At 65.2% G+C, this 20,675-nt stretch carries 21 protein-coding genes; 8 read left to right on the forward strand and 13 right to left on the reverse strand.

Features of this window, described 5'->3' with window-relative positions; all coding sequences use genetic code 11:
- Nucleotides 1-20 precede the first annotated feature (20 nt).
- From AIOL_RS17685 to AIOL_RS17715, 8 genes are all read right to left on the reverse strand, one after another.
- Complete coding sequence (locus tag AIOL_RS17685) at nucleotides 21-944, reverse strand: tetratricopeptide repeat protein (RefSeq protein WP_049644199.1); 924 nt, start codon at nucleotides 942-944, stop codon at nucleotides 21-23.
- A 65-nt stretch (nucleotides 945-1,009) separates the two neighbouring features.
- On the reverse strand, nucleotides 1,010-1,312 hold the full coding sequence (locus AIOL_RS17690; RefSeq protein WP_235439072.1) for a hypothetical protein: 303 nt from the start codon (nucleotides 1,310-1,312) through the stop codon (nucleotides 1,010-1,012).
- A complete protein-coding gene (locus AIOL_RS17695; RefSeq protein WP_049644200.1) occupies nucleotides 1,302-2,366 on the reverse strand; it encodes a hypothetical protein in 1,065 nt (354 codons plus the stop codon). The genes AIOL_RS17690 and AIOL_RS17695 overlap by 11 nt, the downstream gene beginning before the upstream one ends.
- On the reverse strand, nucleotides 2,363-2,770 hold the full coding sequence (locus AIOL_RS17700) for a membrane protein (RefSeq protein WP_049644201.1): 408 nt from the start codon (nucleotides 2,768-2,770) through the stop codon (nucleotides 2,363-2,365). The genes AIOL_RS17695 and AIOL_RS17700 overlap by 4 nt, the downstream gene beginning before the upstream one ends.
- A gap of 136 nt (nucleotides 2,771-2,906) precedes the next feature.
- Nucleotides 2,907-4,394, reverse strand: coding sequence for an FAD-binding protein (locus AIOL_RS17705; protein WP_049644202.1), 1,488 nt, complete (start codon nucleotides 4,392-4,394; stop codon nucleotides 2,907-2,909).
- A gap of 84 nt (nucleotides 4,395-4,478) precedes the next feature.
- A complete protein-coding gene (locus AIOL_RS25570) occupies nucleotides 4,479-4,604 on the reverse strand; it encodes an alpha/beta fold hydrolase (RefSeq protein WP_160314517.1) in 126 nt (41 codons plus the stop codon).
- A 93-nt stretch (nucleotides 4,605-4,697) separates the two neighbouring features.
- Nucleotides 4,698-5,480, reverse strand: coding sequence for a hypothetical protein (locus AIOL_RS17710; RefSeq protein WP_049644203.1), 783 nt, complete (start codon nucleotides 5,478-5,480; stop codon nucleotides 4,698-4,700).
- Between the two features lie 171 nt (nucleotides 5,481-5,651).
- Nucleotides 5,652-6,440: an exodeoxyribonuclease III gene (locus AIOL_RS17715; RefSeq protein ID WP_049644204.1), complete on the reverse strand. Its 789-nt coding sequence runs from the start codon at nucleotides 6,438-6,440 to the stop codon at nucleotides 5,652-5,654.
- Nucleotides 6,441-6,521: 81 nt separating this feature from the next.
- Here AIOL_RS17715 and AIOL_RS17720 point away from each other — a divergent pair, with 81 nt between their 5' ends.
- Nucleotides 6,522-7,769 carry an MFS transporter gene (locus tag AIOL_RS17720; RefSeq protein WP_049644205.1) on the forward strand — a complete coding sequence of 416 codons (1,248 nt, stop codon included), beginning with the start codon at nucleotides 6,522-6,524 and terminating at the stop codon, nucleotides 7,767-7,769.
- 424 nt (nucleotides 7,770-8,193) lie between these two features.
- Here the strand turns inward: AIOL_RS17720 and AIOL_RS17725 are convergent, their stop codons facing one another.
- Nucleotides 8,194-8,880, reverse strand: coding sequence for a response regulator transcription factor (locus AIOL_RS17725; protein ID WP_049644206.1), 687 nt, complete (start codon nucleotides 8,878-8,880; stop codon nucleotides 8,194-8,196).
- Between the two features lie 152 nt (nucleotides 8,881-9,032).
- On the opposite strand from AIOL_RS17725, the gene ribA reads away from it, so the two are divergent.
- Both ribA and AIOL_RS17735 read left to right on the forward strand, forming a co-directional pair.
- Nucleotides 9,033-10,106: a GTP cyclohydrolase II gene (gene ribA, locus AIOL_RS17730; protein WP_049644207.1), complete on the forward strand. Its 1,074-nt coding sequence runs from the start codon at nucleotides 9,033-9,035 to the stop codon at nucleotides 10,104-10,106.
- Nucleotides 10,103-10,594 (forward strand): L,D-transpeptidase family protein, encoded by a 492-nt coding sequence (locus AIOL_RS17735; RefSeq protein ID WP_235439073.1) that lies wholly within the window; start codon nucleotides 10,103-10,105, stop codon nucleotides 10,592-10,594. The genes ribA and AIOL_RS17735 overlap by 4 nt, the downstream gene beginning before the upstream one ends.
- A gap of 181 nt (nucleotides 10,595-10,775) precedes the next feature.
- Here AIOL_RS17735 and AIOL_RS17740 read toward each other — a convergent pair whose 3' ends face one another.
- From AIOL_RS17740 to AIOL_RS17750, 3 genes are all read right to left on the reverse strand, one after another.
- Nucleotides 10,776-11,432 carry a YggS family pyridoxal phosphate-dependent enzyme gene (locus AIOL_RS17740; RefSeq protein ID WP_049644209.1) on the reverse strand — a complete coding sequence of 219 codons (657 nt, stop codon included), beginning with the start codon at nucleotides 11,430-11,432 and terminating at the stop codon, nucleotides 10,776-10,778.
- Nucleotides 11,423-12,751, reverse strand: coding sequence for a tetratricopeptide repeat-containing sulfotransferase family protein (locus AIOL_RS17745; protein WP_049644210.1), 1,329 nt, complete (start codon nucleotides 12,749-12,751; stop codon nucleotides 11,423-11,425). The genes AIOL_RS17740 and AIOL_RS17745 overlap by 10 nt, the downstream gene beginning before the upstream one ends.
- A gap of 85 nt (nucleotides 12,752-12,836) precedes the next feature.
- A complete protein-coding gene (locus tag AIOL_RS17750; protein WP_049644211.1) occupies nucleotides 12,837-13,847 on the reverse strand; it encodes a porin in 1,011 nt (336 codons plus the stop codon).
- Nucleotides 13,848-14,093: 246 nt separating this feature from the next.
- On the opposite strand from AIOL_RS17750, the gene AIOL_RS17755 reads away from it, so the two are divergent.
- From AIOL_RS17755 to AIOL_RS17775, 5 genes are all read left to right on the forward strand, one after another.
- On the forward strand, nucleotides 14,094-14,633 hold the full coding sequence (locus tag AIOL_RS17755) for a DUF3576 domain-containing protein (protein ID WP_049644212.1): 540 nt from the start codon (nucleotides 14,094-14,096) through the stop codon (nucleotides 14,631-14,633).
- 84 nt (nucleotides 14,634-14,717) lie between these two features.
- Nucleotides 14,718-17,282 carry a leucine--tRNA ligase gene (gene leuS, locus AIOL_RS17760; protein ID WP_049644213.1) on the forward strand — a complete coding sequence of 855 codons (2,565 nt, stop codon included), beginning with the start codon at nucleotides 14,718-14,720 and terminating at the stop codon, nucleotides 17,280-17,282.
- Between the two features lie 40 nt (nucleotides 17,283-17,322).
- Nucleotides 17,323-17,802 (forward strand): hypothetical protein, encoded by a 480-nt coding sequence (locus tag AIOL_RS17765; protein ID WP_160314562.1) that lies wholly within the window; start codon nucleotides 17,323-17,325, stop codon nucleotides 17,800-17,802.
- A gap of 1 nt (nucleotide 17,803) precedes the next feature.
- A complete protein-coding gene (gene holA / locus AIOL_RS17770) occupies nucleotides 17,804-18,832 on the forward strand; it encodes a DNA polymerase III subunit delta (protein WP_049644215.1) in 1,029 nt (342 codons plus the stop codon).
- Nucleotides 18,833-18,851: 19 nt separating this feature from the next.
- On the forward strand, nucleotides 18,852-19,442 hold the full coding sequence (locus tag AIOL_RS17775; RefSeq protein WP_049644216.1) for a glutathione S-transferase family protein: 591 nt from the start codon (nucleotides 18,852-18,854) through the stop codon (nucleotides 19,440-19,442).
- A gap of 424 nt (nucleotides 19,443-19,866) precedes the next feature.
- Here AIOL_RS17775 and AIOL_RS17780 read toward each other — a convergent pair whose 3' ends face one another.
- Complete coding sequence (locus tag AIOL_RS17780; protein ID WP_152912582.1) at nucleotides 19,867-20,412, reverse strand: hypothetical protein; 546 nt, start codon at nucleotides 20,410-20,412, stop codon at nucleotides 19,867-19,869.
- Nucleotides 20,413-20,675 lie beyond the last annotated feature (263 nt).

A 20,675-nucleotide genomic window follows, 5' to 3' on the forward strand; every position in this document is an offset into this window, starting at 1 on the left:
AACCTAAACCATGCGGGGCATTAGGCAAATATCATTGAGGATAATTTTCGCCGGCCGCTCAGAACGATGGGATCCGTGGGCTTCAGCGCGTCGAAAATCGTGAAGAGTTGGGTTTTTGCCGCTCCGTCATTCCACTCGCGGTCGCGGTGGAACAGGTCCAAAAGCTCGGCCACGGCGTCCTCGACCTCGCCCGCGGCGTGCAGCGCTTGGGCCAGCTCGAACCGGGCTTGCAGGTCGTCGGGGTTGGCCTCGACCGCCGCGCGCAGCTCGCCCAGCGGGCCTGCATTGGCGGCCTGCTTGGCCAACTCGATCTGGGCATGGGCGGCCTCGATCTCGGGACTTTCAGAGATCTCCGCCGGCGCGCCGTTCAGGATCGCCTCGGCCTGGTCCAGATCGCCCATCGCGACATGCGCCCGCACCAGCCCGCCATAGGCGGCGGCGTTGTCGGGGGCCTCGCCCAGGATCGCGGCAAAGGTCTGGGCCGCGTCCACTGCGGCGCCCTCGGCCAGCATCTGCTCGGCGGCCTCAACCGCCTCGCCCAGCCCACCGTCGCCCGCCAGCGCGGCGGCCTTGGCCACAAACGCGTCGAGCTCTGACTGCGGCACCGCGCCCTGGAACATGTCCACGGGGCGGCCCTGGTGAAAGGCTACGACCGTGGGGATCGACTGCAGCGGCAGGCCCTGCTGCGACAGCATCGCCGCCAGGCGCTGCTCTTTGTCGACGTCGATCTTGACCATGCGGACCTTGCCGCCAGCGCGGGTGACCGCCGCCTCCAGCATCGGGCCAAGCGTCTTGCAGGGCCCGCACCATTCGGCCCAGAAATCCACGATCACCGGCACCTCTGCCGAGCCGTCGATCACATCCTGCATGAACGTGGCCTCAGAGCCGTCCTTGATCAGATCGCCGGCAGGTGCCGCGCCCGCGTTTTGCCCAAGCTCCAGCATATGAGCCTCCATTGCGTCCGGTGTTGTGCGCTAGATGGCGCACCGGCCCCAGGGTTGCAAGGGCGTCAGCCGGATTGGCGCAGGGTTTTTGGCAAGGGCAGGCATCCGGTGAGCCCCGCGGGCAGCACCAACCAGGCCCCCGAGGCATAGAGCCGGGCGGCAAGATCGGGGCCGTCGTCGCGCAAGGTGAGGGTCAGGCGGTTCTGGCTGAGGATCGCAATGCCCTCGGGCATCGCCGCGATAAAGGGCTTGCTCGGCAGGATCACCACCGCCGCAGGCGCGGCATCGGTGAAGCGCATCACCAGCGCCATAACCGCCACCCAACCGACGAGGAGGGCGGCGCTGCCCGCCGCGATCCTAATAATCATGGATATGCTCAAGGGTCAGCCCGCCCGATGGGTCGCGGGCCGCGCGCAGCCAATCGTTCAGCGCGCTGACCTTCATCGAGATCAGGTGCCGCGTGTCGCCGTATCCCTGCCGGTCAAAGGCAAAGAGCGCGCCGTGCTCGGCGCCCCGCGGCGCGATGGCGGTCAGCATGATGTCGTCATTGCCCGCGATCTCGATGAACTCCGCGCCCTGGTCGGCCATCTCGGTCAGCAGATGCGTCAGCTCTCGGTAGCGCGGGGTCTCGATCACAATATGCGCGGCGGTCTGCTCGATCACCGCGACCTCGCCCAGCGCCTCCAGCGCCGCGGCGTCCATCCCGGTCACCACCATGCGCAGCCGCAGCGCGTCGAACCCCGCGCTGGCCACGGCGGCGGCGATCACCTTGGCGTAGCCCGCCTTGGCCCTGAACTCGAGCCCCAGGGCCACGCGCCGCTCCGTGTCGCGCCATGACCCGGTATTGGCGGATTTCAGCGCGGCGACATCGCCCGCAAAGTCCCATCGATACCAGGGCACCTGCTGCAGGAAAGCCGCGTAATCCGCGGCCTGCTTGGCAGAGAGATCATCCAGCGGCGCGCGTTTCTGCCCACGGATCAACGTGGCGATCCGGCCAAGGGTCTCCTCATAGGCCGCCTTTAGCCCCAGCTCGAGCGTGAAGCTCACCCCGATTGTGTAGATCGTCTGCTTGGTCACCCAATCGAACCCGCCATGGCGGGCCGAGACCTCTGTCAGCGCGCAGAGCGAGCCCCAAAAGCCCCGGACCGCCTGCACATACCCGAACTGATGCGGATCGCCGTCGCGGATCACGCGGGCATAGTCGTCATAGGCATGCACGATGTGCCACTCGGGGTAGGTCAAAAAGCTGCGCGCCTCGGCGCGGTGCCAGTCGGGGTCGCTCACGATCGGCTGGTAGCTGTCGGCGACGGGCTCGCCCGAGCAGGCCAGCTCGTTATAGCCCACCGGCGCCAGCAGCAGCAGAACCAGCAACACCAGGCCGAAGATCACGCGCCTAAGCCATCGCAGAACGAAGCGGATCATCGCTCGTCCCGATCCAGAAACAGCCCCACCGCCAGGGCGATCCCGCCCAGCCCGATATGCGGCAGGTTGGCGAGGATCTTGAACCCAAAGGGCAGCTCCAGAACCCCATTGGTGAAGATCCCCATATCCAGATAGCCCGAGCCCACCGCCAGCCCCATCGCCCCATCCGCCAGGTAGAGCGCGCCAAAGATCAACATGTAGAGACGCGCCGCCCGGTGCGAGATCAGCGCCGCCGCCAGCGCCCAAAGCGCCGAGGCTAGGTGCAGCGCGTCGTCAAAGATGTCGAGCGCGAATATCCCAAAGGCCAGCCCGTCCGCGTCGGTCAGGCCGGGGATGTAGTTCAGCCCCGCCACGATGGTCAGGACGAAGAAGTAAGCGAATGCGATGCGTCTGGTGTTGGTCATGACATTAGGCTCGGGCGCATATTTGCGCACGAGTTTCCCCCTCCCTACCGCCCTTTATCCTTTGGGCGAATCAGAAATAATTCCCTAACGGGTGCGACGTTTTTCCGCGCGGGCGGATATGCGGCGGAGCCCAGCCTCATAGCGCCGCCATATACCCGTCCCACAGCCCGTTGCGCAGCAACAGCCCCGGGTCGATCTCGCGCTTTTGGGCGACGAACTCGCCGGCGCGCTTATAGCAGCGCGTGAACTGCGCCTGCGTCGCATGCGGGCGATAGGGCAGGTAATAGCTGCCGCCGATGCCGATGATCCCCTCGATCAGCGCCTCGGTCATGCGCGCCATATCCGCCTCGCCGCGCGCGGTCATCTCCTGGCTAAAGCTCATCACGGCGGCGATGCGCGGCACGGGCGCATAGCTCAGCCAGGCCTCATCGTCCTGCGCCACGTAGCGCAGCGTGACATTCAGGAACTCCTGATAGCTGGCGGGGATCACCCGGCGGCAGACCTCCAGGAAGTCGGGGAACCGGTCAAAGCCCACGAAATACTCGTGCAGGATGTCTGTGCGGGTCGGGTCGCGGTCATCCAGCGTCGCCACCGGCTCGTTCATCAGCGAGTTGCGGTTCGCCGCGCCGCCGCCCAGCGCCGGGCCCACATCCGTCTCCGTCCACCAGCGCACCCCCTTCAGCCGCTCATTGCCCAACTGCGCGCGGTAGACATGCCGCGCGATATGGCTCATCCAGCCCGACCCGGTGGCGGGCGGGATCTCTGACTGGTCCGCCGCGGGGCGGTAGGTGATCAGCAGCGCTTCGTCGAAGAACGCAGCACGGGCGACGTTCAGCCGGCCATAGGCCATGGTCACGCCCGGGTCGTCCAGCGCAGCCTGGAAAGCGGGGGCGAACGCCTCGGCAGGCATCTCGGCAAAGCTGGGCTCTACGAGCTGGTTCTCGACCATCTCGACCTCCATCGCGATGATCAGCCCGGTCAGCCCATAGCCGCCCATCGCGTGGGTGAAGAGCTCGGCGTTCTCCTCGCGGCTGGCGCGCACCAGATCGCCGGAGGGCAGCACCATCTCGACCGCGCGCACCGTGTGCCCCATCGGCCCAAACGGCACCGGCCAGCCATGGGCGTTCACGCAATAGGTCGCGGCGACGCCGAAATCATGGTTGGACTGCATCACCTTGGGGCCGAACCCGATAGGGTCCAGCGCAGCGATCACCTGGGACCAGCGCGCGCCAGCGTGGCAGCGATACGTGCCCGCCGCGGTGTCCGGCTCAATCAGCCCGTTGTCGAAACTCACCGCGTGGCCGTTCCTGGGAATGGCCTGCCCGCCCATGGAATGCCTAGCTGCGCCGATATTGACCGCGCGGCTCTCGCTGGCGGCCGCTTTCAGCTCGCCCCGCAGCGCCGCGACCAGGGCCTCGCCCGGGTCCTGGCCCAGGGTGATGTGGCTGTGCACTGGCGTCTCGGATAAGAGGCTCGCGTCGTTCAGCACGCCCTGCGCGTCCGAAGGCCCCACCGCCGCCGTGCCGTCCAGCACCGGCAGGTTCGGCCCAAGCGCGCGGGCCCCGGCCCAGCCCAGGGCTGCTCCCGCGCCCAGCAACAATCCCCGCCGCATCAATCCGGCCATCTCACGCTCCACCAATTCTCGCCCAAGAATGGAGCACACCTACCACAAAGCGTCAGGTCGGGTATGCCTTACTTTGACGTGGGGTCACGGGCTGTTGCGCAGTGACTGCAGCGTAGAAACCAGCGCGGCGTTGAACGCTGCGGGGTCCTCGATATGCGGGATGTGGCCGGCATCTTCCAGCACGGTCAGCGGCGGGCAGGACCCCATCACGGGCCTCTGCCTCGCGCACCGCCGCCGCAATCCTCGGCGCCACAAGCAGAAGCACCACAAAAACAAACCAACGCCCGTGCCATGTGGCGCATGCTACTCCGCCTCCTCGGCTATCACGCCACAGCGCCGCAGGTGCTGCAGCATGAGCCAGGCAGAGCGCCATAGCTTGTTCTCAACAGGCAAATCAGCGACCTTGACGAGCGGCAAAGAGAGGTCGGAGCGGACGGCATAATATCGGGCACCGCGGTTCCGGGTGCGAGTCACCCAGCGTTCACAAGCCTTCTCGTCCAACTGCGTGATGATCTTGATAAGCTCAATGCCTGGAATCTCAGTCGTCAAATAAGCTTGCGCGGCCCATTCTTTGAGTTCACCTTCAAAGCCAAGCGGGCTAAGTTTCACGGCCATGCGGCAATATTCGCGAAACTCGTCCATCCCCGTCCCCTGCAGCAACGTACGGCGCACCAGTTGGCGCAGCCGCGCTTTGTGATCGTCGCTCAGCCGCGCCTGCCGCGACCGCTGCAACAGGTTTTTCTTGGCGTAGCCCGACCGAAAGAGCATCACATCCGCCTCAAGGAACCGCAGGGAGAATTCGACGAGGTGTTGGTGTTCCTCCGGCCAAACAGGGCGAGCGACCATCGCCGTGTATGCCATCAACCCTTCCGCGTTGTTGCCAAATATTATCCAGTAAGATCCAAGCCAAACGGCGTCCTTGCCGCAGGCGCGCGCGATGGCCTCCGTCCAGCGCTTGTAGTCGCAGGGACGTGGCGGCGAGACCGCCCGCGCTTCGCTCTCAGCCCGGTCGATTATGCCCGCCCAATGGGTTGCGTTCTCGACATGGCGAAGCTCGGCTTGTCGAAGCGTCTCTTCGTCGTTCATCTATCACTCGTCTGCAATTCTGCTGACAAGGTAGGCGGAACGCGGCGACAGCGCTAGGCCGCTATCTGACAGAGTACAAGCGTTGGAGCTAGGGCCCACGAGGCGCCAGCACTACCTCGCCCCCCCAAGGAAGCGCACCGACGCGATACCGAGGTAATACCGACGCCGGTTTTAGAGGTCGAAACTCGCAAAAACCGGGGCGTGGTCGCTGGGTTTCTCCCACCCTCGCGCGTCGCGCAGCACCCGGCTGCCATGCGCCGCGTTAGAGATGTCCGGGGTGGCCCAGATGTGGTCCAACCGGCGGCCCTTGTCGGCGGCGGACCAGTCCTTGGCGCGGTAGCTCCACCAGCTGTAAAGCTGCCCCTCGGGGATGTCCTGCCGGGTGATGTCCACCCAGCCGCCGGCGTCCTGCATCTCGGCGAGATGCTCTACCTCGATCGGCGTGTGGCTGACGACCTTCAGAAGCTGCTTGTGGGACCAGACGTCATCCTCGCGCGGCGCGATGTTGAAGTCACCCACGATGATCGCCTTCTCGGGTGCCTCGGCGCGCCAGTGGTCGCGCATCTCTGTAATGTAATCGAGCTTTTGGCCGAACTTCTCGTTCACTTCACGGTCCGGCACGTCGCCGCCTGCGGGGATATAGAAATTCTCCAGCCGCACGCCGTTCTCCAGCCGCACCGCCACGTGGCGGGCGTGGCCCAGCGAGGCGAAATCGCGATCGCCCAGATCCTCCAGCGGGGTCTTAGACAGGATCGCCACGCCGTTATAGCCCTTCTGCCCCCGCGCCACGATATGGCTGTAGCCCAAAGCCGCGAAGCCCTCGGTCGGGATCTTCTCCACCGGCGACTTGCACTCTTGCAGGCACAGCACGTCTGGTGCCTCTTCCTCGAGCAACTTCAACACGATAGGCTCGCGCAGGCGGACCGAGTTGATGTTCCAGGTGCAAAGCGTGAAGGGCATGGCGGTGGCTCCGGGAGGGTTGACGTTCCTCGTTGGTAGGGGGAAGCTCGCCCCGATACCAGCCCGAAAGTTGTTCATTCCATGCTGCTCACGCGCAATCGCAATTTCCGCCTGTTCTTCTCCGCGGCCGGGGTCTCGAACCTGGGCGACGGCATCTCGGCCCTGGCCTTTCCGTGGCTGGCGACGCTGATCACCCGCGACCCGGTGCTGATCGGCGCGGTGGCGGCCGCACAGCGCCTGCCCTGGCTGTTGTTCTCGCTGCCCGCGGGAGTGGTGACCGACCGGGTGGACCGGCGCAAGCTGATCATCTGGGCGGACGCGCTGCGGATGTTCCTGACGCTGGCCGTTGTGGGCCTGGTACTGACCGCGCCGGACCTGCCCATGGCGGACACCGACGCCGGCGCGGCGCGCCTCATCGCGGGGCTCTGCGCCCTGGCGTTCCTGCTTGGCGTGGCCGAGGTCTTTCGCGACAACACCGCCCAGACCGCCCTGCCGCAGCTGGTCGACAAGAAGGACCTAGAGACTGCCAACGGGCAACTCTGGTCCATCGAGCAGATCATGGGGCAGTTCATCGGCCCGCCCGTGGCCGGCTTCCTGATCGCGGTGTCGGTGCCCCTGCCCTTCCTGATCGACGCGGCCACCTTTGGTGTGGCGGCCTGCCTGATCTGGGCGGTCACGCTGCGCCAGGTGGTGCTGGCGCCCCCCGAGGGCGGCTTCTGGCAGCAATTCGCGCAAGGCGCGCGCTGGATGCGCGCGCACCGCACGATCCTGACATTTGCGATCATGCTGAGCGTGCTGAACTTCGTGACCTTCGGCAACATGGCGGTCCTGGTGCTGTTTAGCCAAGAGGTGCTGGGGCTGCAGGCCACCGGGCACGGGCTGCTGCTGACGGTGAGCGCGGCGGGAGCCGTGGCGGGCGGCCTCTTGGGCCCGCGCGTGGCGCGCGCGCTTGGGTCGCGCCCGACGATCCTTGCGGCGCTGGCGATGTTCGTCACCGCGTTCCTTGCGGTGGCGCTGGCGCCGAACGCCATCATGGCGGCGCTCGCCCTGGCCTGGATGTGGTTCTGGGGCATGGTGTGGAACATCGTGACGGTGTCGCTGCGCCAACGGGTGATCCCGCCCGCGCTCTTGGGCCGGGTGAACGCCATCTATCGGTTCTTCGGCTGGGGCTCGATCCCGCTGGGGGCGCTGTCAGCGGGGCTCTTGGTGGCCTGGGCAGAGCCCAGCCTTGGGCGCGAGGTGGCGCTGCGCCTGCCCTACCTAGTCGGCGCCGTGGTCGCAGTGGCACTGTTGGTCTTTGCCGTGCTGCGCCTTCGGATCGAGGAATAGCCCCCGCGCGTGCCCGCAAAGCATCACTCGGGCGAGCGGTGCCCCCCCTAATGACGCTTGCCGACACCAGACGCAACGGGACCCAAGCAGTGCAACCGCCCGAGCTTGCCTCGGGCAGCGGCCGACCTCCCCCAGGAGGCCGCTTTTCCAACCGCGTATCTGGTTCAGACGTTGCGATTTCCAGAGGTGCCGTTGTTGGTTGATCTGATGCGCAAGCGACCTCCAGGTCGGCCGCTGCCCAGGTTGCGCTTGGTTCAAGGCAGAGGCCCCGGGTCAAGCCCGGGACGGCGGGTTTCTAACGACCGCTCCAGGCCAACCACAACGCCCCCCTCAAAAAAAAGCCCGGGCGCAAGGCCCGGGCAGTCCAACAGGGAGGTTCCGCGCCATAACCCGGGCGCGGGGCGGGAGGGGGTAAGGCCAGGGCCTAGGAAATCAACCGATAGCCGCCGGACTCTGTAACCAGTAGTCGCGCGTTCGACGGTTCGGGTTCAATCTTTTGCCGCAGCCGGTAGATATGGGTCTCAAGCGTGTGCGTGGTCACGCCCGCGTTGTAGCCCCAGACCTCGTGCAGCAGCACGTCGCGAGCCACCACGCCCTCGGAGGCGCGGTAGAGGAACTTCAGGATGTTGGTCTCTTTCTCGGTGAGGCGGATCTTGCGGTCCTCCTCGGTGATCAGCATCTTCATGGCGGGCTTGAACGTGTAGGGCCCAAGCTGGAACACGGCGTCCTCGGACTGCTCGTGCTGGCGCAGCTGGGCGCGGATGCGGGCCAGCAGGACCGGGAACTTGAAGGGCTTGGTGACGTAGTCATTGGCGCCCGCGTCCAGCCCCAGGATGGTGTCGCTGTCGCTGTCATGGCCGGTGAGCATCAGCACCGGGCATTTCACGCCCTGCTTGCGCATCAGACGGCAAAGCTCTCGGCCGTCAGTGTCCGGCAGCCCGACGTCAAGGATCACAAGATCGTACAGGCCCTCTTTGGATTTCGTCATCGCGTCGGCGCCGTTGGCGGCCTCAAAGACGTCGAAATCCTCGGTCATCACAAGCTGTTCACTCAGTGCTTCGCGCAGGTCGTCATCATCATCGACCAGCAATATCTTCTTTAGGTTCGACATTTCCCTGGGCCTCCTAGCCGCCGTCTTATCGACAATTGGGACAACGGGGGGCGCTTGCCAAGTTTTGCGTCAGTGAATTCACGCTCTCGTGTCGACCTGCGAGGAAATGTTGCATATGACAGGCAAGTGTTACAGAAAAACCGGCCCTCAGCATGAGCTTGATCCCCACAATTGTCGAACTTCTGGCGCGGGCGCGGGCGGATCTGCGCATGGGGCTGCCGGTGGTGCTGCGCTCTGAGGAGGGGCTGGCGCTGGCCGCCTCGGCGGAGGTCCTGACGCCCGAGCGGTTGGGCTCAATGCGCGCCGAGGGCGCGCCGGTGCTGGCGATCACCGCGCGTCGGGCCGAGACCTTGAAGGCACGCGCCTATGACGGGGACCTGGCCAGGATCGCGGTGCCCGGCACCGCCTCCGTGGATTGGATCGCCCAGGTCGCCGATCCCGCCGACGACATGACCGCGCCCATGAAGGGCCCGTTCGAAACCCTGCGCGCGGGCTCGCCCGAGCCGCATCGGGCGGCCATCGCGCTGGCCAAATCCGCGCGGCTGCTGCCCGCGATGGTGGTGGCCCCCACCACGGCCGAACATCGGCAGCTCACCCGCATCAACATTGATTTGGCCTCCGAGGCGCTGCACGCGCTCAGCCCGCTTGCGCCGGTGGTGTCGGGGCGCGTGCCGCTCTCGGTGTCCGAGGCGGGCCGGGTGCATGTCTTCCGCCCCGATGACGGCGGCGAGGAGCATTACGTGGTCGAAATAGGCCGCCCTGCCCGCGACAAGCCCGTGCTGACGCGGCTGCACTCGGCCTGCTTCACCGGGGACATCCTGGGAAGCCTAAAATGCGACTGCGGGCCGCAATTGCAGGCCGCGCTGCAGCAGATGGGCACCGCGGGCGAGGGCATCCTGCTCTACCTCAACCAAGAGGGCCGCGGCATCGGGCTGGCCAACAAGATGCGCGCCTACTCACTGCAGGACCAGGGCTTCGACACGGTGGAGGCCAACCATCGCCTGGGTTTTGAGGATGACGAGCGCGATTTCCGGATCGGCGCGGATATCCTCAAGCGCCTGGGGTTTGCGTCGGTGCGTCTGATGACGAACAACCCGGCGAAAACGGCGATGATGGAGGCCTGCGGCGTCGGCGTGGTCGAGCGCGTGCCACTGAAGGTCGGGCTGAACCCGCTGAACGAGAAGTATCTCAACACAAAGGCCAAGAAGTCGGGGCATATCCTGTGAGCCCCGCGGATATGGTGCTGACCCCGCGCGGGCTGCGGTTTGCAGGGCTTTTGTTGCCCTGTGTGATCGGACGCGGCGGCCTGCGCGCCGACAAGCGCGAGGGCGATGGCGCCACACCCATGGGGCGGCACCGCATCGTGGGCTGCCTCTATCGGCCCGACCGCGCGCCCTGCCCCGCGCCCTGGGCCGAGCCGATCCTGCCCGGCGATCTCTGGTCGGACGATCCCGAGGACGCGGGCTACAACACGCTGGTGCAGGCCCCCTACGCGCCCAGCCACGAGGCGCTGCGCCGCGCCGACCCGCTCTATGACATCGTGCTGGTCACCAATTGGAACTGGCCATTGGCGACGCCAGGGGCAGGCTCGGCGATCTTCCTGCATCAATGGCGTCGGCCCGGATTTCCCACCGAGGGCTGCATCGCATTCCGAGGCGACCACCTGCGCTGGATCGCTGGACGGGCTGCTCCGGGTACGGTTCTACAGGTCTGACCGAAAGCCCCATCGCGACGCGGGCCAAATCTCTTTCAAGAGATTTGCGAAACTCTTCCAAGAGTTTCGGATCAGCGCCTGCCTCAATAGGATCGCGGGCCGAAGGTCTGCCCCCCGCCCATGGGGCAGGCACTTTCCTTGTAAGGAAAGTGGCAAATTTCTTGCAAAAAATTTGACCCACCTAGTGCGGCGGGACACGCGCCCCAAAAATCGCAGAGCCGACCCTGACGGAGGTCGCGCCCTGCGCAACGGCGCGCTCGAAATCGCTGCTCATCCCCATGGAGAGCTCTTTGAGCCCATTGCGCGCCGCAATCTTGGCTAGCAATGCGAAATGCAGGCTGGGCTCTTCCTCCACCGGCGGGATGCACATCAACCCGACCACGGGCAGCTCAAGCGACCGACATTCCGCCACGAAACCATCCGTGTCACCGGGCAGAACCCCCGCCTTTTGCGGCTCCTCTCCGGTGTTCACCTGGACGTAAAGCGGCGGGCAGCGCCCGGTCTCCTGGGCCAGGCGGGCCAGGGTCTTGGCCAGCTTGGGGCGGTCCACGGTTTGGATCACGTCGAAGAGGTCCAGCGCCTGCCGCGCCTTGTTGGTCTGCAACGGCCCGATCAGGTGCAGCTCGACGCCAGAGAAGCACGCCTTTAGATCGGGCCACTTCCCCGCGGCCTCCTGCACGCGGTTCTCGCCGAACACGCGATGCCCCGCCGCCAGAACCGCCTCGACGCGCTCAATGGGTTGCACCTTGGACACCGCGATCAGCGCCACATCCTCCGGCGCTCGGCCGGCGCCCTCGCAGGCCGCGTCCAATGCAGCGCGTACGTCCTCTAGTCCCATGGCGCGGTAAGCTCCCCCAATGTCTCAAGCAACGGGGATAGCGCAGCCGCGTGGCGCTTCCAACCACCAACCGAGTTCGGGTTGATCGGCGAGCGGACCTGATCCACGGACAGGGTCTTGACCGCGCCAAGGTTCTTCTCTGGGGTCAAACAGGCCGGATCCCAATCGAGGCCGCAATAGTCCAGCATGCCGCGGATGGCGGGCTCTGGGTCGGTGACGAGGTCCTCATAGCGGACCTCCAGGAACGCCTCGGGCCGCGCCGCGTGCCAATGCTCCACGCAGCGCTCCATCGTGGCGACATAGCGCGCGATATCCGCCAGATCGTTAGAATAGCCATGCGTGCCGGTGGCAAAGAAGTTGCGGTAGATCGAGAGCCCAATGTCCCTTGGATCACGCCGCACCACGATCACGCGCGCCTGGGGGAGGATGTGATGAAGCAGCCCCATGATCATGTAGGTGTTGATGGATTTGTCGGTGAAAACGCCCGTCGCCTGGTGGAAGCGCTCCATCCCGTCCAGATAGCGCTGCCCGATCGTGGCAAGCTCCGCGCCGGTCAGCCCAGAGACGTCGCGAAACCCGCCATTCTGCACCAGAACCGAATAACAGGCCCGCAGGGGCAGCCCGGTCTCGCCGGTGCCCTGCACGTCCGCGTGGCCCGACAGGATCTGCTCCAACAAGGTGGTGCCAGAGCGCGGCATGCCGGTCACAAAGATCGGCCTTCTATCCGCGGCGGGCGCGGGCGCCTCCGGCCAAGGCCCAGAGCCCATGGCCCGCAAGAGCCCAGTCACCTCGGCGTCGCGATCCGCGATCTTCCAGGGCGCCGCCGCGCGCTGTAACGCGTTGGCCTCGTTCAGATAATCCCAGCCCTGCGCGCCAAAGACCTTGGCCAGGCCGAACCCGGCCTCGATCCGGTCCGCCGCGCTCAGTTGCTGCTTCTCCCACGCCTCTTTGAAGCGCGCGACAATGGGATCGTCGGGCGGTGTCTTGGCCGCCGTGAGCATCCGCAGCAGGCTGCCGTTCAACGGACTTAGCCTTAGCGCGCGACGCAATGCCTCGTCCGCGGCCTGCATATCGCCCATCTGCTGCAGCAAAAGCGCCTTGTCGGCCAGCGGCTTGGCGCTCTTCGGGGCCAGCCTCGCCAGGCGGTCATAACTCGCCAGCGCCGTCTTGTGCTGACCGGCCGCGGCGTAGGCCTGGGCCAGCAACTCCAGCGCCCCGGGGTCCCTTGGCCGACGCCGCGACAGCGACAACGCAGCGGGCACGGCTTTGTCCGCCAAGCCGCGTTTCAACAAGAGCCGGATGTCATCTAGGGTCGCCACGCCGCATGTCGTACAGAGCGATCCACAAAAAGAAAAGAGCGGGCGCTAGGCCCGCTCTCTCCGTAAGCAGTAATCCTTGGAAGGATTAGAAGCTCATTGCAACGCCGAGCGACCAGGTTTCTGCGCTCAGAGTGTCGCCACCGACAGCAGTGGACGCGTCTGCGACGGTGCTCGAACCGTAACCAAACTGAACAACTGCACCGCCACCGAGATCGTAATCAACGGCGATACCGAAGCCTTCGTGGTTAGCTTCGCCAGCGGTCGCAGCTTCAAACACGCCATAGTTTACGCCGATCGTCAGAGCGTCCATGGAGTAGCCGAGACCAAGGCCAAGATGGCTGTCAACAGCGCTTGTTTGATTGAAGCTGGAAACCGTCGACGCGCTGTATGTCGAGTAGTTCAGGCGAGCCTCAAAGCCGCTATCCAACTGTGCCGTAGCACTCAGACCAATGGCGTCGCGGGAGCCAACTTGCTGGTAGCCAAGGCCAACACCAAGCGTCACGCCACCCAGATCGCCGGAGTACGTTGCACCGATGCCAAACACAGCATCGCCGACGCCAGCGTCATCGATTTCCGCCGAAACGGCGAACGCGAAGTCATCGAACGAATAGTCGTAGCGCGCAACCTGACCATCGTAGGACCCGTCAAAGGTAGCGTTGCCGTTGAAGCCAGCATGGGAAGTGTGGTCGTCGTTAAGTGTCCCACCGATACCTACCTCGGTCATCGCCCAATCGAAGGCACCGTCGGTGTCACCCATGGTCAGGGTGCCAAAATCGCCGGAGATGAAGATCGACTCACCACCCTGCGTAGCGGGCGAGAAAGCTGCAGATGCACCAGACGTGCCGGAGCCATCCGACTCGTCCAGGTCGATCGAAGCGCCGAAGGACAGGCCGTTGTCCGTTTCACCAGACATGGTGAACGTTACGTCGATGTCGGTGAAGAAGCTAACTTCACCGTTGGTGAAAACACCAAGCGCATCAATCGAATCTGCGGCGAAGACGCCCATCTCGGCCGAACCGGAAAGCTCAACGCCCTGAGCGGACGCGATACCGGCGGAGGCCACGAGAGCGGTAGTTGCGAAGAGAACCTTTTTCATTGGTTTTCCCTCATTCTATTAAAAGGTGTACCCCAACCCGGTATTCGAATTGAGTATGGCCTTGTCTCGCTCCACAGGCCTCGGATTGCAAGAAATGCCACCGCACCGTCAAAGAAAGGGCCGAAAATTGATGCAGCTATGTCACAGTGAATTTTGGGCGCGGAAATCCGCCCATTCGGGAAATCTCTTGTCGCCCAAACGGGGCTCGGATACTAACAGCGCGAGTTGGGCACGGGGCATATGAACATGACGAGACTTAAGCCACTGTTTACCGGAAGCATTTTGCTTGCCGCGGTTGCGCTTTCGGGCTGCGGCAACAATGGCGGCCTTGGCATTGGCAACGGGCTATTTTCAAAGCGCACCACCTCGAGCAAGAGCGAGAACGCGCGCCGTCAGTACGAGAACACCCCAGCAGCGATTGAGCGCCGGGAGCGGCAGGAAAGTGGCACCATTTGGGACCTGTTCGCGACCACGGACGACCCAAACGTCACCGTTGAGGTTAACAAGTACATCTGGAACGCGGCACTTGACGTGCTTAACTTCCTGCCTATCGAGGCCGCCGACCCGTTCTCGGGCGTGATCGTGACCGGATATGGCACCCCGCCCGGCGGCGGGCGGGCCTATCGCGCGACGATCTATGTGCAGGACCCGGCCCTTGACGCGCGCTCGCTGAACCTGGCGCTGCAAAGCCGCTCGGGCCCGGTGAGTCGCGAGACCGTCCAGGCCGTGGAGGACGCGATTCTCACCCGCGCGCGCCAGCTCCGGATCGCCGACGGACGCCTATAGACCCCGGCTAAAAGCCAAAGTATCAACGCCGGGCGCTTTGCCCGGCGTTTTTCGTTCCACCCCTCCCTGAAGGACCCACGACCCATGTCCCGCTACGACGCAGCACAGATCGAACCGAAATGGCAGGCCGCCTGGGATGAGGCGCAGTCCTTTCTTGCCCAGCGCGACCCCGCGCGGGAAAAGTACTATGTGCTCGAGATGTTCCCCTACCCCTCCGGGCGCATCCATATGGGGCATGTGCGCAACTACACGATGGGGGACGTGATCGCGCGGTACAAAATGTCCTGCGGTTTCAGTGTGTTGCACCCGATGGGCTGGGACGCGTTCGGGATGCCGGCCGAGAATGCCGCGATGGCCTCGGGCGGGCACCCCAAGGACTGGACCTATGACAACATCGCCACGATGAAGGACCAGATGCGGCCCCTGGGGCTGTCCATCGACTGGACGCGCGAGTTCGCCACCTGCGACCCGGAATATTACGGCCAGCAGCAGGCGCTGTTCCTGGATTTCCTCGAGAAAGGCCTGGTCTACCGCAAGAACGCGGTGGTGAACTGGGACCCGGTCGACATGACCGTGCTCGCCAACGAGCAGGTGATCGACGGCAAGGGCTGGCGCTCTGGCGCCGATGTCGAAAAGCGCGAGCTGACGCAGTGGTTCTTTAAGATCAGTGACTTCTCCGAGGATCTGCTGAGCGCGCTGGACGGGCTGGAGAATTGGCCCGCCAAGGTGCGGCTGATGCAGGAGAACTGGATCGGCAAGAGCCGCGGGATAGAGATCCCCTTCCAGCGTGCGGATGGCGGCGCGCCGATTCTGTGCTACTCGACCCGCCCCGACACGATGCGCGGCGCCTCGTTCATCGCAATTTCTCCCGAGCACCCCTTGTCGCGCGAAATGGCCGCAACGAATCAGGAGCTCGCGGATTTCATCGCCGAGACCCGCAAGATGGACACCACCGAGGCCGCGATGGAGAAGGCCGAGAAGAAGGGAATCGATCTCGGAATCACCGTGCGCCATCCCACCGAGGACCGCGAACTGCCGGTCTGGGTCGGGAACTTCGTGCTGATGGATTACGGCACCGGCGCGGTCTTCGGCTGCCCGGCCCATGACCAGCGCGACCTGGATTTCGCCCGCAAATACGGCCTGCCGGTGCGCAACGCCTTCTACATGCCCGGCGACGAGACCGAAGTGGGCAACGAGGCCCTGGTCCCTGCGAAATCCGAGAAGGTGGTGTTCATCGACCACTTCGCAGACGTGACCGAATGCACCAGCCAAGAGGCCATCGACGCCACAATTGATTGGTTCGAGGCCCAGGGCAAAGGCACCGGCCAGACCAAATACCGCCTGCGCGACTGGGGCCTTAGCCGCCAGCGCTACTGGGGCTGCCCGATCCCCGTGGTGCATTGCGACGATTGCGGCGTGGTGCCCGAAAAGAAAGAAAACCTGCCCGTCGAGCTGCCCGATGACGTCAGCTTTGACACGCCGGGCAACCCGCTGGACCGGCACGCGACCTGGCGCAGCTGCGCCTGCCCCAAATGCGGCAAGCCCGCGACCCGCGAGACCGACACGATGGACACGTTTGTCGATTCGTCCTGGTACTTCGCCCGCTTCACCGCGCCGCGCGCGCCCACGCCGACCGAGAAGGCGGATGCCGAGTATTGGATGAATGTCGACCAGTATATCGGCGGCATCGAGCACGCGATTCTGCATCTGCTCTACTCGCGCTTCTTCGCCCGCGCGATGGAGATCTGCGGCCACCTGCCGAAATCGGCGCATGAGCCGTTCGATGCTTTGTTCACCCAGGGCATGGTGACCCACGCGATCTACAAAAGCGACAATCCGCAAACCGGACGCCCGGACTATTACTATCCCGAGCAGGTCGATCTGCGCGACGGCAAGGCCTTCTTTAAGGAGGATGATCGCGAACTGGAAATCGTGCCCTCGGCGAAGATGTCGAAGTCCAAGAACAACGTGGTGGACCCGCTCTCGATCATCCAGAACTACGGCGCCGACACGGCCCGCTGGTTCGTGCTGTCCGATTCGCCCCCCGAGCGGGATGTGGAATGGACCGCGTCCGGGGCGGAGGCCGCGTTCAAGCACCTCTCCCGCGTGCACCGAATCGTCTCCGAGATCGCCTCCCAAGCCGAAGAAGACGACCAGTCCGGGCCGCAAGTTACGGATGAGGTGCTGCTCAAAGAGATGCACAAGGCCATCCACGACGTGACGATGGGCGTCGAAAGCTTTGGCTTCAATGCCGCCATCGCCAAGCTCTACGCCTTCACCAACACGCTGGCCAAGGCCAAGGCCTCGAACGGGGCCAAACGGCAGGCGGCGCGCGCATTGGCGCAGCTGATGTCGCCGATGACGCCGCACCTGTCCGAAGAGCTCTGGACCATGCTGGGCCAAACCGGCCTCGTGACCGGCGCCGCATGGCCCGTGGCCGACGCGGCGATGCTGGTCGAGGACACCGTCACAATGCCGATCCAGATCAACGGCAAGCGGCGCTCGGAAATCAGCGTGCCCGCGGATATGCCCAAGGAAGAGGTTGAAAAGCTGGCCCTGGCCGACCAAGCTGTGATCAAGGCGCTGGACGGTGGGGCGCCGAAAAAGCTGATCGTGGTGCCGGGCCGGATTGTGAATGTCGTCGTCTGATAGAATCGCCAAGCCGCCTCGGCCAACGCGCCGGGGCCTCTTGCTGGCCGCCGGCGGCGCGGCATTGGCCTTGGCGGGCTGTGGCTTCTCTCCGGTCTACGCGCCGGGCGGGCAGGCAGACGGCCTGCAGGGCCAGATCTTGGCGGACGAGCCCCGCGACCGGAACGCCTTTGTCTTTGTGGGCCAGTTCGAGGAACGCCTGGGCCGCGCGGCGGCGCCGCGCTTTGCCCTGCGCTACCGCATCCGCACGCGGGTCGAGGGCGTCGGCCTGACACCCGCGGGCGAGACCACCCGCCTCAATGTGTTCGGAGCGGTGGATTACACGCTGGTCGAAATGGGCACGGACCGCGAGGTGACCCGCGGCTTTGTCGAGAACTTCACCGGCTTTTCTGCCACCCGCCTGATCGTCTCGACGCAGACCGTGGACCGCGAGGCGCATGAGCGGCTGATGGTGCTCCTCGCCGACCAGGTGGTCACCCGGCTGATCGCGACCGCGCCCGAATGGCGCGGATCTAACTGAGATGAAGCTCACCGGCGCCCAGGCCGCTCGGTATTTCCAGGACCCGGACCGCTCCGCCAGCGGCGCGCTGCTTTACGGCCAGGACGCGATGCGCGTGGCGGTAAAGCGCCAGGACGTGCTCGCGGCGCTCCTGGGACCGAATGCCGAGGAGGAGATGCGGCTCGAACGCATGACCGCCGCCGAGCTGCGCAAGGACCCCGCCCGGCTGGTGGACGCGGTCAAGGCCACGGGGTTCTTCCCCGGCGCGCGGGCGGTCTTTGTCGAGGAGGCCGCCGATTCGGTGACCAAGGCGGTCACCGCCGCGCTGTCGGAATGGCAGCCTGGCGACGCGCAGATCATCGTCACCGCGGGCGGGCTCGCCGCGCGCTCGACGCTGCGCAAGGCCTTTGAGGGCGCCAAGACCGCCTTTGCCATCGGCATCTATGACGACCCGCCCAGCCGCGCCGAGATCGAGGCCGAGCTGAAGAAGGCAGGCCTGACCGCGATCGATCCGCAGGCGCTGCAGGACCTCTCGGCTTTGGCGCGCGAGATCGACCCCGGCGACCTGTGCCAGACCATCGAGAAGCTGGCGCTCTATAAGCTGGGCGATGCGACCCCCGCCACCAGCGCCGAGCTGGAGGCCTGCGCCCCCGCAACCATCGAGGCCGCTTTGGATGACGTGCTGCATGTGGTCGCCGAGGGCCGCACCGGCGAGATCGGCCCCCTGATGCAGAAGCTGACCGGTCAGGGCACCCAGGCCGTGGGGCTTTGCATTGGGGCGACGCGCCACTTTCGCACGCTGCATGCCGCGGCCTCGGACCCCGGCGGCGCGGCCTCGGGCATCGCCAGGGTACGGCCTCCGGTCTTTGGCCCCCGGCGCGACCGGATGCTGCGCCAGGCGCAGGGCTGGGGGCGGCCAAAGCTGGAGCAGGCCCTGACCATGCTCACCGACACGGATCTGCAATTGCGCTCCGCCGCGCAGCGCGCGCCGCAGATGGCGCTGGTCGAGCGCACCCTGGTGCGCCTGGCGATGCTGGCGTCGCGGCGCTAACACGAAAGGATTTCAGCACATGTACACAATGATCGGCGGGCCCCGCTCCCGCGCGTTTCGCGTCATCTGGATGCTCGAGGAGCTGGGGCTGGACTATAAGCACGTGCTGGCCGCCCCGCGCAGTGACGAGGTGACGGCGCATTACCCCGTGGGCAAGCTGCCCGTGCTGCTGGAGGACGACACGGTGCTGACCGATTCCGTGGCGATCATGACCTACCTGGCCGACAAGCACGGGGCCCTCACCTGTGCCGCGGGCACGCTTGAACGCGCCCAGCAGGACGGCCACACGCAATTCCTGAACGACGAGCTGGACGCGCTTTTGTGGATGGCCGCAAAGCACAGCTTTGTGCTGCCGGAAGAGCACCGCATTGCAGAGGTCAAGGACAGCTTGAAATGGGAATACGCGCGCAGCCTGGAACGGCTCGAGGCGCGCATCGGCGACGGGCCCTACCTGATGGGCGATCAGATGACCCTGGCAGATATGCTCGCCGCGCATTGCTGCCGCTGGGCAGCGAACGCGAAATTTCCCGAGCCCACGCCCGCGGTGCAGGGCTATCTTGAGCGGCTGACCAGCCGCCCGGCTTACCTGCGCGCGCTAAAGACGCAGTAGGTTCAGAGGTGCATTGCGGCGGCGCGTCGGCTGAGTTTGGGCTGGCGCGGGCGTTGGCTATCTGGCGCATGGCCCTGACAACGTTTGCCGACACCAGACGCGACGACACCCAAGCAATGCAACCGCCCGAACTTGCCTCGGGCAGCGGCCGACCTCCCCCAGGAGGCCGCTTTTGCAACGTCGCAACTCATTGAAGCGGAGGCGTTTTCGAAGACCGCACGCAACGCAGATCCGTAGCACAAGCGACCTCCAGGTCGGCCGCTGCCCGCGTTGCGCTCAGTTCAAGGTGGAGGCCCCGGATCAAGTCCGGGGCGGCGTTTTCTAACGTCCGCTCCAAGCCAACGCTCACCTCTCCCACTAGGCGCCTTCGGCGCCCACCCGGATCCATGATCCGGGGCGAATCACCAAGATTTCGTAAACCCCACTACTTTTGATAGCGCCGCTTCACCAACCGGAAGCGCTGGTTCACACCCTCGCCCTTGATAAACCCGTCGCGCGCGAACCCGCGCTCGTCGATCTTGATCGTGCCGCCGAACATGAACTTCCCGCGCCCGTCATATTCCTTGAAGCTGAAGCCGTTCCGCGTGGCCTTGGTCACCCGCACGCGCCGCTCGCGCAGCCCGTCCGAATGCAGCTCGGTGTACTGGCACTTGCCGATGGTGCGGGTGCAGTCATGCGGGCGATAGCGGATCTGGAACCCCTCGGCGTTCACCCAGCGCAGAAAATTGCCCTGGGCATCCAGGTAGCTGGTAAAGATGGGCCTGCCGCTGGGCTTATTGCCGCGATAGCTGTCCACGATGAAGGCCCCGCGGGACTTGCCGCGATAGACGTGGTGGATGCGCCCGTCCTGGCTCAGGTCGATGGTCACGAAGTCGCCGGGCTTGGCCAGTTCCGAGCGCCAGCGGATGTCCAGCGCATGGGCCGGGACGGCGGCGAGCAATACCGCTATGATCAAAGCAATCGGTCGCATTCCAATGCACCTATGGTGAGCCGCACGACTCGCTAAACAGGTCGGGATGTTACAGCATTCGCCCAGGATTGGTAGCCGCGCGGCGGGATGCGTCACCTCTGGCCCCTCGGAGCGTCCGTGCAAGAGCTGCGCGAGACCCACCGCGCGCTCTGTTAACCCGGCCTAATCACCAAACGGGCGCCGACGCTTTGCCGACGTTTTGCCGACGCGAGGCCGACGTCGCAAAACCCCGTAAAATAAGCCGTTAAGCTTCGATTCGCGGC

The sequence above is a fragment of the Candidatus Rhodobacter oscarellae genome (assembly GCF_001078595.1).
GTDB lineage: Bacteria > Pseudomonadota > Alphaproteobacteria > Rhodobacterales > Rhodobacteraceae > Rhodobacter_B > Rhodobacter_B oscarellae.